Source organism: Pseudomonas sp. LBUM1658, from assembly GCF_059716055.1.
Genome location: NZ_CP166798.1, coordinates 5,942,535 through 5,957,064 on the forward strand (window position 1 = coordinate 5,942,535; position 14,530 = coordinate 5,957,064).

Genomic DNA, 14,530 nt, shown 5'->3' on the forward strand with positions numbered 1-14,530 from the left:
TCGCCACTCACGCAGAAGTTCAGAGCTTTTGAGCCGTTCTTTCAGGTTTTTTTACAAAAGGAAGTCTTGCACCACGCCAGACCCGCTCCATAGCAGAGGCAGGATATTTCGCAAATGCTCGGGGCTGGCACTGGTCCAGAATTGCGCTTGGCGGGATGGGCCACGGGCGAGCAATTCACGCTCGACCAGCAAGCGTTGAAGTTGCCGGGCAACGGCGGCGCCAGTATCGATCAGGCTGATGTCGTCGGCGATCATCTGCTTGAGCAACGGCTTGAGGAAGGGATAGTGGGTGCAGCCGAGAATGATAGTGTCGCAACCTGCCGCCAGCAGTGGTTCGAGGTAACCGTGCAGTAACTGGCGCAACGCCGGACTGTGAAGGTCACCCGTTTCAATCAGCTCAACCAGCCCCGGGCACGGTTGAGTGATGACCCGCACATCGGTGGCAAAACGGTCGAGCAAGGCGGCAAACTTGGCGCTCTGCAAGGTCCCGGTGGTCGCCAGCACCCCGACCACACCACTGCGGGTCGCCGCGGCTGCCGGTTTGACCGCAGGCTCCATGCCGACGATGGGCCACTGTGGGTAATCGCGACGCAAGTCGGCAACGCCCGCCACCGTTGCCGTGTTACAGGCCAGCACCAATGCCTTGGCGCCCTGCTGTGCAAAGAACTCGGCCATCACGCTACAGCGCTGGCGAATGAACTCCGGGGTCTTTTCACCGTAGGGAATATTGCCGCAATCGGCGACGTACAACAGCGACTCATTAGGCAGTAAACGCTGGATTTCACCCAGCACCGACAGCCCGCCGACGCCGGAGTCGAACACGCCAATCGGCGCTTCACGCATGCTTGGGTCCACAGATGCTGCAGCCTGGATCGCGCTTGACGCGCAACTCGCGAAAACGCGTGCCCAAGGCATCGATCAACAGCAACCGGCCCACCAGCGGCTCGCCAAAACCGACCAGCAATTTCAACGCTTCCAGGGCTTGCAGGCTTCCGACCAGCCCCACCAGCGGCCCCAGCACCCCGGCTTCGCTGCAGGTCAGTTCGGCTTCGCTGCCGTGCCCGTACAGGCAGTGGTAGCAAGGACTCTCGGACCGGCGCGGATCAAACACAGAAAGCTGCCCTTCCAGGCGAATCGCCGCGCCGCTGACCAAGGGTTTGCCGGCCAGCACACAGGCGGCATTGACCGCTTCGCGGGTCGAGAAATTATCGGAACAATCGAGCACCAGATCGACTGCGGCCACGACCGCGGCCAGAGAGTCTTCATCGAGGGCGGCGCGATGGGCGATCAGCTGGATTTCGGGATTGATCGCGGTCAGGCGATGAATCGCCGAGTCGACCTTGCTCAGGCCCACGCTGTTGGTGTCATGCATGACCTGCCGTTGCAGGTTGGTCAGGTCGACGGTGTCGAAATCCGCCAGATGCAGCTCGCCGACCCCCGCCGCGGCCAGGTACAGGGCCACTGGCGAACCGAGCCCGCCAAGACCGACGATCAACACACGGCTGTTCTTCAGACGCAGCTGGCCGTCAATGTCGACATGCTGCAACAGAATCTGCCGGCTATAGCGCAACAGCTCTTGATCATTCAGCACGGCAGGCGCCCCAGACTGATGCGTTCGTGGCCGCCCAGGTCCAGGCGACTGTGGACTTGTTCAAAACCCTGGATCAGCAGCAGGTCACGCACCGCAGCGGCCTGAGTGTAGCCGTGTTCGAGCATCAACCAGCCGCCGGCCTCCAGGTATTGCGGGGCCTGGGCGATGATCAAGCGCAGATCATCCAGCCCGTCGGAACCGGCCACCAACGCACTGGCCGGTTCGAAACGCACGTCACCTGCCGCCAGATGCGGGTCGGCATCGGCAATGTACGGCGGGTTACTGATAATCAGCTGATAGCGATGACCTGCCAACGCGCTGAACCAATGGCTGCTCAGTACCGTCGCGTTGTGCAGATGCAGGCGCTGACGGTTGCGCTCGGCCAGGGCCACGGCTTCGAGCACCCGATCCACCGCCGTGACCTGCCAGGCCGGACGCTCGCTAGCCAGAGCCAGGGCGATCGCGCCGCTGCCGGTGCCCAGATCGAGGACCTTGGCTGGCGTGGCCGGTAACAATTCCAGCGCGGCTTCCACCAGCAGCTCGGTGTCCGGCCGCGGGATCAGTGTATGGGGTGCGACCTCCAGGTCGAGCTTCCAGAAGCCTTGCTGACCGAGGATGTAAGCCACCGGCTCGCCACTGCGGCGGCGCTGCAAATAGCCGGCAAAGATCAGCGCGGCTTCGCTGCTGACAATCCGTTCTGGCCAGGTGTGCAGAAAGCTGCGGGACTTGCCCAGCGCAGCCGCCAGCAACAATTCGGCATCCAGGCGGGCCGTGGGTGAGTCCGGCAGGTCGGCGGCACGCAACAGGCTGGCAATAATCGTCATTTACTCACCTATTGCTGCCAGTTGATCCGCTTGAAACTCGGCCAGCAATGGCTCGATTACCGCATCGACGCCACCCGCGAGAATTTCATCGAGGGAATACAGGGTCAGGTTGACCCGGTGATCAGTCACCCGACCCTGGGCGAAGTTATAGGTGCGGATCCGCTCGGAGCGATCCCCCGAACCCACCAGCAACTTGCGCTCGCTGGCGATGGCATTGGCCGCGGCGCTGGTCTGCTGGTCGTTCAACTTGGCCGACAGCCAGGACATGGCCCGTGCGCGGTTCTTGTGCTGGGAACGTTCTTCCTGACACTCGACCACGATCCCCGAAGGAAGGTGAGTGATGCGGATCGCCGAATCGGTCTTGTTGACGTGCTGACCACCGGCACCGGAGGAGCGATAGGTATCGACCCGCAGATCCGCCGAGTTGATCTCGATCGCTTCCTGTTCATCCGGCTCAGGCAGTACCGCCACGGTACAAGCCGAGGTGTGGATACGGCCTTGGGATTCAGTGGCCGGAACTCGTTGCACGCGATGGGCACCGGATTCGAATTTCAGCTTGCCGTAGACGTTGTCGCCTTCGACTCGGGCAATGACTTCTTTATAGCCACCGTGCTCGCCGATGTTCTCCGAGAGAATTTCCACCTTCCAGCCGCGACGCTCGGCGTAGCGCGAATACATGCGGAACAGGTCGCCGGAGAAAATCGCCGCCTCGTCGCCACCGGTGCCGGCACGAATCTCGAGGAACACGTTGCGCCCGTCGTTGGGATCCTTGGGCAGCAACATGCGTTGCAGGTCGCCTTCGAGCTCGATCAGCCGCTCCTTGGCTTCGCGCACTTCCTCCACGGCCATCTCACGCATGTCCGGATCGCTGTCCTTGAGCAACGCCTGGGCGCCTTCGAGGTCGGCCTGGACCTTGAGCAGCTGGCTATAGGTACTGACAATCGGTTCAACTTCCGCGTATTCCTTGGAATAGGTACGAAATTTGTTCTGATCGGAAATGACTTCGCCATCGCCGAGCAAGGCGGTCAGTTCCTCGAAACGGTCCTGGAGGATGTCCAGCTTATTGAGCAGTGACGCTTTCATTGCGGTTTTTTATCCGAAGAGCTATCCGAAGGGCCCTCACCGAGGGCGAAAAGTTCCTGGGCCATGGCCAGGGCATCGAGGCGGCCTTCGGCAGTCAGCTTTTTCAACTGCACGCTCGGGGCATGCAGCAATTTATTGGTCAGGCCGCGGGCCAATTGCACCAGCACGTCTTCGGCGTTGCCGCCATTGGCGAGCATGCGCTGGGCCTTGAGCAGCTCTTCATCACGCAGGCGTTCGCTCTGCTGGCGGTAGGCCTTGAGCACATCCACCGCTGCCAGTTCACGCAGGCGCACCATGAAGTCGTCGGCGCCGATGGAGACCATCTCTTCAGCCGCTTGTGCAGCGCCCTGACGGCTCTTGAGGTTTTCGGCGACCACTTCGTGAAGATCGTCGACGCTGTACAGGTAAACGTCGTCCAGTTCGCCGACTTCCGGCTCGATATCGCGGGGTACAGCGATGTCGACCATGAAGATCGGTTTGTGCTTGCGCAGCTTCAATGCACTCTCCACCGCGCCCTTGCCGAGAATCGGCAACTGGCTGGCGGTGGAGCTGATGACGATATCGCTGCGAACCAGTTCTGCCGGAATGTCCGAGAGCAGCACCGCGTGGGCACCGAACTGCTCGGCCAGAATGCTCGCGCGCTCCAGGGTCCGGTTGGCCACCACTATGCGCCTGACGCCCAGCTCATGCAGGTGCCGGGCGACCAGGGTGATGGTTTCGCCGGCACCGATCAACAGCGCCTGGCTGCGTTGCAAGTCACTGAAAATCTGCTTGGCCAGGCTGACGGCGGCAAAGGCCACTGATACCGGGTTTTCACCAATGGCGGTGTCGGTGCGCACCTGTTTGGCCGCATTGAACGTGGCCTGGAACAAGCGCCCGAGCAGCGGCCCGATGGTGCCGGCCTCGCGAGCCACGGCATAGGCCGACTTCATTTGACCGAGAATCTGCGGCTCGCCGAGCACCAGTGAGTCCAGCCCCGAAGCCACCCGCATCATGTGACGAACTGCCGCATCATCTTCATGCACATAAGCGCTGGCCCGCAGCTCTTCGAGACTCAAATGGTGATAATCGGCCAGCCAGCGCAGCACGGAGTCAGACGAAAGGTGATCCTGTTCTATATAGAGTTCACTGCGATTGCAGGTGGAGAGGATCGCAGCTTCGCGGCTGTCGGTGAGGCGGCAGAGCTGCTGCAAGGCCTCAACCAACTGCTCAGGGGTAAAGGCCACGCGCTCGCGGACGTCTACTGAAGCAGTCTTGTGGTTAATACCGAGTGCAAGGAAGGCCATTCAAGGTCGCTGATGATATCGAGAAGCCGACAATTGTCCTACTTCGCCAGATCCAGAACAACCACTGCCTTAGCGAATCCCCCGGCAGAAGCCGTCGAAGGCTGCGATCCTTCAGCGTTTACGGGCACATTGAAGGGCAAGATCAAAAGATCGCAGGCAACAACTGCTCCTACGAGAAGCATTCAAATGTCCGTCAACATGAATTGCCTGGCCCGGTTATGTTTGACCGAAGGCTTGTGTCATGATGATCCGACCGCAGGTTAGTCGTCCTCCTCCTATATGAATAGATCTTCCACGTTGCTCCTCGCTTTTGTCTTGCTCAGCGGCTGCCAGGCCTTGGTGCCCGTGTCACCAGACAGTACGCCGCCGGCTGAAGACAGTACGCCGGCGCCTGAAAAGCCCAAGGTCTACAGCTCATTCAGCGAAGACACTATCTTCAGCCTGCTGAGCGCGGAACTGGCTGGCCAGCGCAATCGTTACGACCTTGCGCTGGACAACTACGTGACCCAGGCCATCAATACTCAGGATCCCGGGATCTCCGAGCGGGCCTTTCGCATCGCCGAATACCTGGGCGCCGATCAGGCCGCGCTGGATACCGCGCTGATCTGGGCGAAAAACGCCCCGGACGACCTGGAGGCACAACGCGCCGCGGCCATTCAGCTGGCACGTAGCGGGCGCTACGACGACTCCATGGTCTATATGGAGAAAGTCCTGCAAGGCAAAGGCGACACTCATTTCGACTTTCTGGCCTTGTCTGCCGCCGATACCGATCAAGAAACCCGCAACGGCCTGATGAAAAGTTTTGACCGTTTGTTGCAGAAATACCCGAACAACGGTCAGTTGATCTTCGGCAAGGCCTTGATGTTGCAACAGGACGGTGATTCCGAGGGCGCATTGAGCCTGCTCGAGGACAATCCGCCGGAAGAAGGCGAAGTCGCGCCGTTGTTGCTGCGTGCACGCCTGCTGCAAGCATTGAATCGCGGACCGGAAGCCTTGCCATTGCTGGAAAAAAGCATCCGCAAGTATCCGGACGACAAACGCCTGCGCCTGACCTACGCACGCATGCTGGTCGAGCAGGACCGAATGGACGATGCCAAGGTCGAATTCTCCAGCCTGGTCCAGCAATACCCGGAAGATGACGATTTGCGTTACTCCCTGGCACTGGTCTGCCTGGAAGCCAAGGCCTGGGAAGAGGCCAAGGGTTATCTGGAAGACTTGGTCGCCCGGGAAAGCCACGTCGATTCGGCGCACCTGAACCTGGGCCGGATCGCCGAAGAGCGCAACGACCCGCAAGGCGCACTGATCGAGTACGCCCAGGTCGGCCCCGGCAATGACTACCTGCCGGCGCAACTGCGCCAGGCCGACATCTTGATCAGCAACGGTCGCACCAGTGAAGCCGAAAGCCGCCTGGCTACCGCCCGCGATACTCAGCCCGACTATGGGATTCAGTTGTACCTGATCGAAGCCGAGACCCTGTCAGCCAACAATCAGGGCGATCGCGCCTGGAAAGTCCTGCAGCAAGCCTTGCAGCAATACCCGGACGATCTGAACCTGCTGTATACCCGCGCCATGCAGGCGGAGAAGCGCAACGACCTGGCGCAGATGGAAAAAGACCTGCGCCTGATCATCCAGCGTGATCCGGACAATGCCATGGCGTTGAACGCCCTCGGCTACACCTTGTCCGACCGTACGACGCGTTATGCCGAGGCCAAGGCGCTGATCGAACAGGCTCATCAGCTGACCCCGGAAGATCCGGCGGTACTCGACAGCCTCGGCTGGGTGAATTTCCGCATGGGCAACCTCGATGAGGCCGAACGTCTTCTGCGTCAGGCCCTTGAGCGGTTCCCCGATCAGGAAGTCGCCGCGCACCTGGGCGAAGTCCTGTGGGCCAACGGCAAACAACGCGAAGCCAGGCAAATCTGGGGCAAGTTCCTCAAGGATCAGCCCGACAGCCCTATTCTGCGCAGCACCATCAAGCGCCTGACCGGTTCCGAGACTCTTTAAGATTATGTTTTTGCGCCACGTTATCGTATTCAGCTTCATCGCTCTGCTCGCCGGTTGCGCAGGCCTGGGCCCCCGCGAGTCAGTCGAAGGGCATGGCAACGCCGCGCAATGGCGCGAGCACAAACAGCAACTGAGCAGCCTCGATGGCTGGCAGATCAGCGGCAAGGTCGGCATTCGCGCCCCGAAAGATTCGGGCAGCGGCACCTTGTTCTGGCTGCAACGTCAGGACTACTACGACATCCGCTTGTCCGGCCCGTTGGGGCGCGGTGCAGCCCGCCTGACCGGTCGCCCGGGCCAGGTGTCACTGGAAGTCGCCAACCAGGGACGCTATGAAGCACCTACGCCCGAAGCCCTGCTGGAAGAGCAGCTGGGCTGGAAGCTGCCGGTCTCGCATCTGGTCTGGTGGGTCCGCGGCCTTCCCGCGCCTGACAGCAAAAGCCGCCTGAACCTCGATGCCGACAGCCGCCTGGCCAGCCTCGACCAGGATGGCTGGAAGGTCGAGTACCTGAGCTATGCGCAACAGGGCGGCTTCTGGCTGCCCGAACGGATCAAGCTGCACGGTCCCGACCTCGACGTCACGCTGGTGATCAAGGACTGGCAACCGCGCACGCTGGGGCAAGCCAGGGCAATGCAATGACAGCAACCCGCCTGACCTTGCCCGCTCCGGCAAAACTCAACCTGATGCTGCACATCCTCGGGCGCCGGGAAGACGGCTATCACGAACTGCAAACGCTGTTTCAGTTTCTCGATTACGCCGATGAACTGACCTTTGCCATTCGCGATGATGGCGTCATCAAGTTGCACACCGAATTCGAAGGCGTCCCTCACGACAGCAATCTGATCGTGCGCGCGGCAAAAAAACTTCAGGAACAATCCGGCTCCCCGCTGGGAATCGATATCTGGATCGAAAAAATCCTGCCCATGGGCGGCGGAATCGGTGGCGGCAGTTCAAATGCGGCGACCACCCTGCTCGGCCTGAATCATCTTTGGCAACTGGGTTGGGATGAAGATCGGCTGGCCGCTCTGGGCCTGACTCTAGGCGCCGACGTCCCGGTTTTCGTGCGTGGACACGCCGCTTTTGCTGAAGGCATTGGGGAAAAACTCACGCCTGTAGACCCCGAAGAACCGTGGTATCTCGTGCTCGTGCCGCAAGTCTCTGTAAGTACAGCAGAAATTTTTTCAGATCCGTTGTTGACACGTAACTCTTCTCCCATTAAAGTGCGCCCCGTTCCCAAGGGAAACAGTCGAAATGACTGCTTACCGGTTGTAGCAAGGCGTTACCCAGATGTACGTAACGCTTTGAATTTGTTAGGTAAATTTACCGAAGCAAAATTAACCGGCACTGGAAGTTGTGTGTTTGGGGGCTTCCCAAGCAAAGCTGAAGCTGATAAAGTCTCGGCCCTTCTTACAGAGACCCTTACAGGGTTTGTAGCAAAGGGAAGCAACGTTTCGATGTTGCATCGCAAGCTGCAAAGTCTGCTCTAAAAGGAATCGAGTGCTGGGCACTCGTTGCAACAGATACAGGGGCGTCGCCAAGCGGTAAGGCAGCAGGTTTTGATCCTGCCATGCGTTGGTTCGAATCCAGCCGCCCCTGCCATTTTCCTATACTCATCCAGGTATACCCTCAGCCTTCAGGTACTGCGCGTGTCCAAGATGATGGTCTTTACGGGGAACGCTAACCCCGATCTGGCTCGGCGTGTTGTACGTCAGCTGCATATCCCACTCGGTGACATTTCTGTCGGTAAGTTCTCCGACGGCGAAATCACCGCTGAGATTAATGAAAACGTCCGCGGTAAAGACGTCTTCATCATTCAGCCGACGTGTGCTCCGACCAACGATAACCTGATGGAACTCGTCGTGATGGCTGATGCCTTCCGCCGCTCCTCAGCGACTCGAATCACAGCTGTAATCCCCTACTTTGGTTATGCCCGTCAGGATCGCCGTCCGCGTTCCGCACGTGTGGCTATCAGCGCGAAAGTCGTCGCTGACATGCTTACCGTGGTCGGCATCGATCGTGTTCTCACGGTTGATCTGCATGCTGACCAGATCCAGGGATTCTTCGATATTCCGGTAGATAACATCTACGGCTCCCCCGTTCTGGTGGATGACATCGAAGATCAACGCTTCGAAAATCTGATGATCGTATCCCCGGACATTGGCGGCGTCGTGCGTGCACGTGCTGTTGCCAAATCCCTGGGCGTCGATCTCGGAATCATCGACAAGCGCCGTGAGAAAGCCAATCACTCTGAAGTGATGCATATCATCGGTGATGTCGAAGGGCGTACCTGTATTCTGGTCGATGACATGGTCGATACCGCCGGCACCTTGTGCCACGCGGCTAAAGCCTTGAAAGAGCATGGCGCGGCAAAGGTCTTTGCCTACTGCACACACCCTGTGCTGTCGGGTCGGGCGATCGAGAACATCGAAAACTCCATGCTGGACGAACTGGTGGTGACCAACACCATCCCGTTGTCCGCTGCTGCTCAAGCCTGTACGCGTATCCGTCAACTGGATATCGCACCGGTAGTTGCCGAAGCGGTCCGCCGCATCAGCAACGAAGAATCGATCAGCGCGATGTTCCGTTAAGGGTCGAACCTTAGCTGCATCCCGCCGACGAAAAGCGCCCCGCCCCAACATTTTGTTGGGGCGGGGCTTTTTTGCCCATATCGCCTTTAGCGCTGGTCGCAACCGCTGGGGCGAATGTGGTTATTTTGGAGATACAACATGAACGATTTTACTCTGAATGCTGAAGTGCGTTCCGACCTGGGGAAAGGTGCGAGCCGCCGCCTGCGTCGTCTCGCAAGCCTGGTTCCAGCTGTAGTTTACGGTGGCGAAAAAGCCCCTGAATCCATCAGCATGCTGGCCAAAGAAGTTGCCAAACTGCTCGAAAACGAAGCGGCTTACAGCCACATCATCGAGCTGAACGTTGGCGGCACCAAGCAAAACGTAATCATCAAAGCTCTGCAACGTCACCCGGCCAAAGGCCACGTGATGCACGCTGACTTCGTACGCGTTGTAGCTGGTCAGAAACTGACCGCTATCGTCCCAGTTCACTTCGTTGGTGAAGAAGCCCCGATCAAGAAAGGCGGCGAAATTTCGCACGTTGTTTCCGAGATCGAAGTTTCCTGCCTGCCGAAAGACCTGCCTGAATTCATCGAAGTCGACCTGGCTGAAACCGAAGTCGGCTCGATCATTCACCTGTCCGACCTCAAAGCCCCTAAAGGCGTTGAGTTTGTTGCTCTGGCTCACGGTAACGACCTGGCTGTTGCCAACGTTCACGCTCCACGTGTTGCTCCAGAAGCTACTGAAGAAGGCGCTGCAGAGTAATTTCACTCTGTACGCCGGAGTGACTGGAAACATCGCGGACTAGAGCGTAGCGAGAAAGCGGGCGAGAACGCGGAGTTTACATAATGGTAAATGAGCACTTTTCGTCCACTTTCGCCGCACAACCTGCTTGCGGCGACGTTATCCACCACTCCTAGGAAGGGCCCCTATCGTGACTGCCATCAAACTGATCGTTGGCCTGGGAAATCCAGGCGCTGAATACGAACAGACCCGGCATAACGCAGGGGCCCTTTTTGTTGAGCGCATCGCGCAAGCACAGGGCATCAACCTTGTTGCCGATCGCAAATATTTCGGCCTGACCGGGCGCTTCTCGCACCAGGGTCAGGATGTTCGTCTGTTGATTCCCACCACTTACATGAACCGCAGCGGCCAGGCCGTAGCGGCGCTTGCCGGCTTTTTTCGCATAAAGCCGGAAGAGATACTGGTGGCGCACGACGAACTCGACCTGCCACCTGGCGTTGCCAAGCTCAAACAGGGCGGCGGCCATGGCGGTCACAACGGGTTGCGCGACATCATTGCGCAGCTGGGCAATCAGAATACCTTTCATCGCTTGCGGCTTGGCATTGGCCACCCGGGCGTTGCCAGTATGGTTTCAAACTTTGTCCTGGGTCGTGCGCCACGCGCCGAACAGGAAAAACTCGATGCCAGCATCGATTTTGCTCTCGGCGTGCTGCCGGATATCTTCGCCGGGGAATGGAACCGCGCGATGAAAAACCTGCACAGCCAGAAGGCCTGACTCTTATCCGAGGGGAAACACCATGGGATTCAACTGCGGCATCGTCGGCCTGCCTAACGTCGGCAAGTCCACCCTGTTCAACGCCCTGACCAAATCCGGTATCGCGGCCGAAAACTTCCCCTTCTGCACCATCGAACCGAACACCGGTATCGTGCCGATGCCGGACAAGCGTCTGGACGCGTTGGCGGCCATCGTCAATCCCAAGCGTGTGCTGCCGACCACCATGGAATTCGTCGACATCGCCGGGCTGGTTGCCGGCGCCTCGAAAGGTGAAGGCCTGGGCAACAAGTTCCTGGCCAACATCCGCGAAACCGATGCCATCGCCCACGTGGTCCGCTGCTTCGAAGACGAGAACGTGATCCACGTCTCCAATAGCGTCGACCCGAAACGCGACATCGAGATCATCGACCTCGAACTGATCTTCGCCGACCTCGACAGCTGCGAAAAGCAACTGCAGAAAGTTACCCGTAACGCCAAGGGCGGTGACAAGGACGCAGTGGTCCAGAAAGGTCTGCTGGAACAGTTGATCGCCCACTTCACCATCGGCAAGCCTGCGCGCAGCCTGATGAAGAGCATGAACGCCGACGAGAAAGCGGTGATTCGCGGTTTCCACCTGCTGACCACCAAGCCGGTGATGTACATCGCCAACGTCGCTGAAGACGGCTTCGAAAACAATCCGCTGCTGGACGTGGTCAAGGCCATTGCAGAAGAAGAAGGCGCGATCGTGGTGCCGGTCTGCAACAAGATCGAAGCGGAAATCGCCGAGCTCGACGACGGTGAAGAAAAAGACATGTTCCTCGAAGCCCTGGGCCTCGACGAACCTGGCCTGAACCGCGTAATCCGCGCCGGCTACGAGATGCTGCACCTGCAGACCTACTTCACCGCCGGTGTCGAAGAAGTCCGCGCCTGGACCGTAAAAGTCGGCGCTACCGCGCCACAAGCGGCCGGTGTGATCCACACCGACTTCGAAAAAGGCTTCATCCGCGCCGAAGTCATCGCCTACAACGACTTCATTCAGTACAAGGGCGAAGCCGGTACCAAAGAAGCCGGTAAATGGCGCCTGGAAGGCAAGGATTACATCGTCAAAGACGGCGACGTGATGCACTTCCGTTTCAACGTATAAAAGCCGCACCCAAGAAAAAGCCGCGTCGAGACGCGGCTTTTTCTTGCCTGAAAATTGCTCCGGTGAAACTCAACAGCGGGCACAACGCAATTCAAATAATGAAATGGCTACCCCCGCCGCCCTTGAGTCCATCGCGAGCAAGCTCGCTCAGGGGCGCATCGTTCGCTTGACTGACTGGCATTGGGGCAAGCCCGTTCCCACAGGTAGTGTGTTTCACCGCAGATATGCAGCAGTCTCATACTTTTCAGATCAGCTCAGGCAATGAGCCGATATGAGCTGATTCTATTAATTGGCTCATTTCAGCTCATTGTGGGCTGGAAAGCACTACCAGCGTGAAAGTTCCAATGTGAGAGCGGGCTCGCCGCGAAGCAGACTGCGCGGCCTGTCAGGTACACCACATTAGTTTAAAAAACCTGATAATCGAGCTGAAAAAATTCTAGCCTATTAGCGGCTTTTACAATCCTTGTTCGAGCCCATTGGCCATGTTGATATATTGTTATTTTAGCTCACAAAAGGAGTCACCCAAACAGCCAAAGCAAAATATCACTCGATCGAGACAGTTAGCATTTTATGAGGTCCGATACCTCCCACACTCGACCAACTATTTTTTTGGAGTAAGCATTGACTCTATAGTGCGAATATTTACGCCCACCCAGAGAAAAAAAGAAAATACGATGGCGCTCTGCAGCCCTTTAGATGCATTGGAGCAATCTCCTTGCAACCCATAATAAACAGCTAAGACCGAACTTATTAATAACAACCCGAAAAACAAATATTTATATATCTTCATGAGACAATTTAAACCTATCAGCTTACTAATCCGCACAGCCTCCGGGCCGACATAAAATGGAATACTTCAAGCAGAGAGCACCTAACATGACAAAAAAGCACTTCAAGTGTGCGACTTCGTGCGCCAGAGGAAGCCGTAATCATCAATCATCCATCAAGTAGTGCATAGGACTGACGATCATCCGGGATGAATGTCGATCGCGAAAGTCATGAGCTGATATTAACGACTTAATATTGCGTCGTCAGTCGGACCGCGAGGACAGGTGCTGTGCGAATCGCCCTACGCCAGTCAATACCTTCCAACAGGATCGACAGTTGCGCCATCGTCTGTATGCGAGTGATGTTGATACGGCTGAACGCCATGATCCGGGACGAAACCGAGTGGAAAGAACCCGTCGCCTAAACGGGCTACGGTTGTTCCTGTAGAAAATCGTATGGCCTAAAGCTGTGGGAGTGCAGCTGTCTTTTGATATATCTTCAAAATAGAAGTCATCAAGACAGTTGCTCCCACAGTGGATTGGTGTAGGTCAAGCCTTCCTGGTTCTCGGCAGAAAGATCGCCAACAGCCCGAACAGCGGCAAGAACGAACACAGGAAGTACACGTACTCAATCCCGTGAACATCCGCCAGATGCCCCAGCAGCGCAGCACCAATCCCGCCGAAACCGAACATCAAGCCAAAGAACACTCCGGCGATCATCCCGACGTTACCCGGCACCAACTCCTGGGCGTAGACCACGATGGCCGAGAATGCCGAAGCCAGGATGAAGCCGATCACCACGCTCAGCACACTGGTCCAGAACAGGTCCACGTGCGGCAGCAACAGGGTGAACGGCGCTACGCCGAGGATCGAGAACCAGATCACCGCCTTGCGACCGATCCTGTCGCCAATCGGCCCGCCGAAGAAGGTCCCCGCCGCTACCGCCCCCAGAAACAGGAACAGATGCAGCTGCGAGCTGGCCACCGACAGGTCGAACTTCTCGATCAGGTAGAACGTGAAATAGCTGGTAAGGCTGGACATGTAGAAGTACTTGGAGAACACCAGCAACCCGAGCACCACCAAGGCACTCAACACCCGCCCCTTGGACAGTCCATGGGTCGCCGCCTGGCCTTGCTTGAGCTTGAACAGGCTCAGGTGGCTGGCGTACCAGCAGCTGATGCGATAGAGCACGAACAAGGCAAAGACCGCGAACAGCCCGAACCAGGCCACGTTACCTTGACCGAACGGAATGATGATAGCCGCAGCCAGTAACGGCCCGAACGCCGACCCGGCATTACCGCCGACCTGGAAGCTCGACTGCGCCAAACCATAGCGCCCGCCGGAAGCCAGTCGAGCCACCCGCGAAGCCTCCGGATGAAAGGTCGAGGAGCCGATGCCAATCAATCCTGCCGCCAACAGAATCAATGGAAAACTGCCCACCTGGGACATCATCAGGATTCCGATCAGCGTGCAGACCATGCCGGCTGGCAACAGAAACGGCTTGGGATGGCGATCGGTGTAATACCCGACCCATGGCTGCAACAGCGAAGCGGTGAGCTGAAAGGTCAGCGTAATCAGGCCGACCTGAGTGAAGCTCAGCCCATAGTTGGCCTTGAGCATCGGATAGATCGACGGCAGCACCGACTGAATCAAATCATTGATCAAATGTGCGAGGGCCACGGCACCTATGATGCGCATGACCAGCGGGCTGGTTTGTGCGGTGGCAGAAGCCGGGGTCGCGGTGGTCTGAAGGTTACTGATAGCCATAAGA

The 14,530-nt window shown here is 58.1% G+C and carries 13 protein-coding genes and 1 tRNA gene; 8 read left to right on the forward strand and 6 right to left on the reverse strand.

Annotation, left to right across the window (positions count from 1 at the left end):
* Positions 1–51: 51 nt before the first annotated feature.
* Genes murI through hemA form a run of 5 tightly spaced genes read right to left on the reverse strand, consistent with a single transcriptional unit; the run spans position 52 to position 4,784 of the window.
* Entirely contained in the window at positions 52–843 is a 792-nt protein-coding gene (gene murI, locus ACA064_RS27500) for a glutamate racemase (RefSeq protein ID WP_497670938.1), read from the reverse strand.
* Positions 836–1,591: a molybdopterin-synthase adenylyltransferase MoeB gene (locus ACA064_RS27505; protein WP_497670939.1), complete on the reverse strand. Its 756-nt coding sequence runs from the start codon at positions 1,589–1,591 to the stop codon at positions 836–838. The genes murI and ACA064_RS27505 overlap by 8 nt, the downstream gene beginning before the upstream one ends.
* Positions 1,585–2,415: a peptide chain release factor N(5)-glutamine methyltransferase gene (gene prmC / locus ACA064_RS27510; protein ID WP_497670940.1), complete on the reverse strand. Its 831-nt coding sequence runs from the start codon at positions 2,413–2,415 to the stop codon at positions 1,585–1,587. The genes ACA064_RS27505 and prmC overlap by 7 nt, the downstream gene beginning before the upstream one ends.
* Complete coding sequence (prfA, locus tag ACA064_RS27515; RefSeq protein ID WP_497670941.1) at positions 2,416–3,498, reverse strand: peptide chain release factor 1; 1,083 nt, start codon at positions 3,496–3,498, stop codon at positions 2,416–2,418.
* Positions 3,495–4,784 (reverse strand): glutamyl-tRNA reductase, encoded by a 1,290-nt coding sequence (hemA, locus tag ACA064_RS27520; protein WP_497670942.1) that lies wholly within the window; start codon positions 4,782–4,784, stop codon positions 3,495–3,497. Before hemA ends, prfA begins: the two co-directional genes overlap by 4 nt.
* Positions 4,785–5,063: 279 nt before the next feature.
* On the opposite strand from hemA, the gene ACA064_RS27525 reads away from it, so the two are divergent.
* The 8 genes from ACA064_RS27525 to ychF all read left to right on the forward strand — a co-directional run bounded on the left by ACA064_RS27525 (position 5,064) and on the right by ychF (position 11,992).
* Entirely contained in the window at positions 5,064–6,788 is a 1,725-nt protein-coding gene (locus tag ACA064_RS27525; RefSeq protein WP_497670943.1) for a tetratricopeptide repeat protein, read from the forward strand.
* Positions 6,789–6,792: 4 nt separating this feature from the next.
* Positions 6,793–7,425, forward strand: coding sequence for a lipoprotein insertase outer membrane protein LolB (lolB, locus tag ACA064_RS27530; RefSeq protein WP_497670944.1), 633 nt, complete (start codon positions 6,793–6,795; stop codon positions 7,423–7,425).
* Positions 7,422–8,273: a 4-(cytidine 5'-diphospho)-2-C-methyl-D-erythritol kinase gene (gene ispE / locus ACA064_RS27535; protein ID WP_497670945.1), complete on the forward strand. Its 852-nt coding sequence runs from the start codon at positions 7,422–7,424 to the stop codon at positions 8,271–8,273. Before lolB ends, ispE begins: the two co-directional genes overlap by 4 nt.
* A 37-nt stretch (positions 8,274–8,310) precedes the next feature.
* Positions 8,311–8,385, forward strand: a tRNA-Gln gene (locus tag ACA064_RS27540).
* A 47-nt stretch (positions 8,386–8,432) separates the two neighbouring features.
* Complete coding sequence (locus tag ACA064_RS27545) at positions 8,433–9,374, forward strand: ribose-phosphate pyrophosphokinase (protein ID WP_010458281.1); 942 nt, start codon at positions 8,433–8,435, stop codon at positions 9,372–9,374.
* A gap of 138 nt (positions 9,375–9,512) precedes the next feature.
* Positions 9,513–10,115, forward strand: a complete 603-nt coding sequence (locus tag ACA064_RS27550; RefSeq protein WP_497670946.1) for a 50S ribosomal protein L25/general stress protein Ctc — start codon at positions 9,513–9,515, stop codon at positions 10,113–10,115.
* A 169-nt stretch (positions 10,116–10,284) separates the two neighbouring features.
* The gene (gene pth, locus ACA064_RS27555; protein ID WP_489357800.1) at positions 10,285–10,869 is read left to right on the forward strand and encodes an aminoacyl-tRNA hydrolase; all 585 of its coding nucleotides are present in this window, start codon (positions 10,285–10,287) and stop codon (positions 10,867–10,869) included.
* Between the two features lie 22 nt (positions 10,870–10,891).
* Positions 10,892–11,992: a redox-regulated ATPase YchF gene (gene ychF, locus ACA064_RS27560; RefSeq protein ID WP_497670947.1), complete on the forward strand. Its 1,101-nt coding sequence runs from the start codon at positions 10,892–10,894 to the stop codon at positions 11,990–11,992.
* A 1,316-nt stretch (positions 11,993–13,308) separates the two neighbouring features.
* On the opposite strand, the gene ACA064_RS27565 is transcribed toward ychF, so the two are convergent.
* Positions 13,309–14,526, reverse strand: coding sequence for an MFS transporter (locus tag ACA064_RS27565; RefSeq protein WP_497670948.1), 1,218 nt, complete (start codon positions 14,524–14,526; stop codon positions 13,309–13,311).
* Positions 14,527–14,530 lie beyond the last annotated feature (4 nt).

Excerpts from the sequence above, each read along its gene's own strand:
- murI (WP_497670938.1), bottom strand. The coding sequence starts at position 843 with ATGCGTGAAGCGCCGATTGGCGTGTTCGACTCCGGCGTCGGCGGGCTG.
- prmC (WP_497670940.1), bottom strand. The coding sequence starts at position 2,415 with ATGACGATTATTGCCAGCCTGTTGCGTGCCGCCGACCTGCCGGACTCA.
- prfA (WP_497670941.1), bottom strand. The coding sequence starts at position 3,498 with ATGAAAGCGTCACTGCTCAATAAGCTGGACATCCTCCAGGACCGTTTC.
- hemA (WP_497670942.1), bottom strand. The coding sequence starts at position 4,784 with ATGGCCTTCCTTGCACTCGGTATTAACCACAAGACTGCTTCAGTAGAC.
- ACA064_RS27525 (WP_497670943.1), top strand. The coding sequence starts at position 5,064 with ATGAATAGATCTTCCACGTTGCTCCTCGCTTTTGTCTTGCTCAGCGGC.
- lolB (WP_497670944.1), top strand. The coding sequence starts at position 6,793 with ATGTTTTTGCGCCACGTTATCGTATTCAGCTTCATCGCTCTGCTCGCC.
- ispE (WP_497670945.1), top strand. The coding sequence starts at position 7,422 with ATGACAGCAACCCGCCTGACCTTGCCCGCTCCGGCAAAACTCAACCTG.
- ACA064_RS27550 (WP_497670946.1), top strand. The coding sequence starts at position 9,513 with ATGAACGATTTTACTCTGAATGCTGAAGTGCGTTCCGACCTGGGGAAA.
- ychF (WP_497670947.1), top strand. The coding sequence starts at position 10,892 with ATGGGATTCAACTGCGGCATCGTCGGCCTGCCTAACGTCGGCAAGTCC.
- ACA064_RS27565 (WP_497670948.1), bottom strand. The coding sequence starts at position 14,526 with ATGGCTATCAGTAACCTTCAGACCACCGCGACCCCGGCTTCTGCCACC.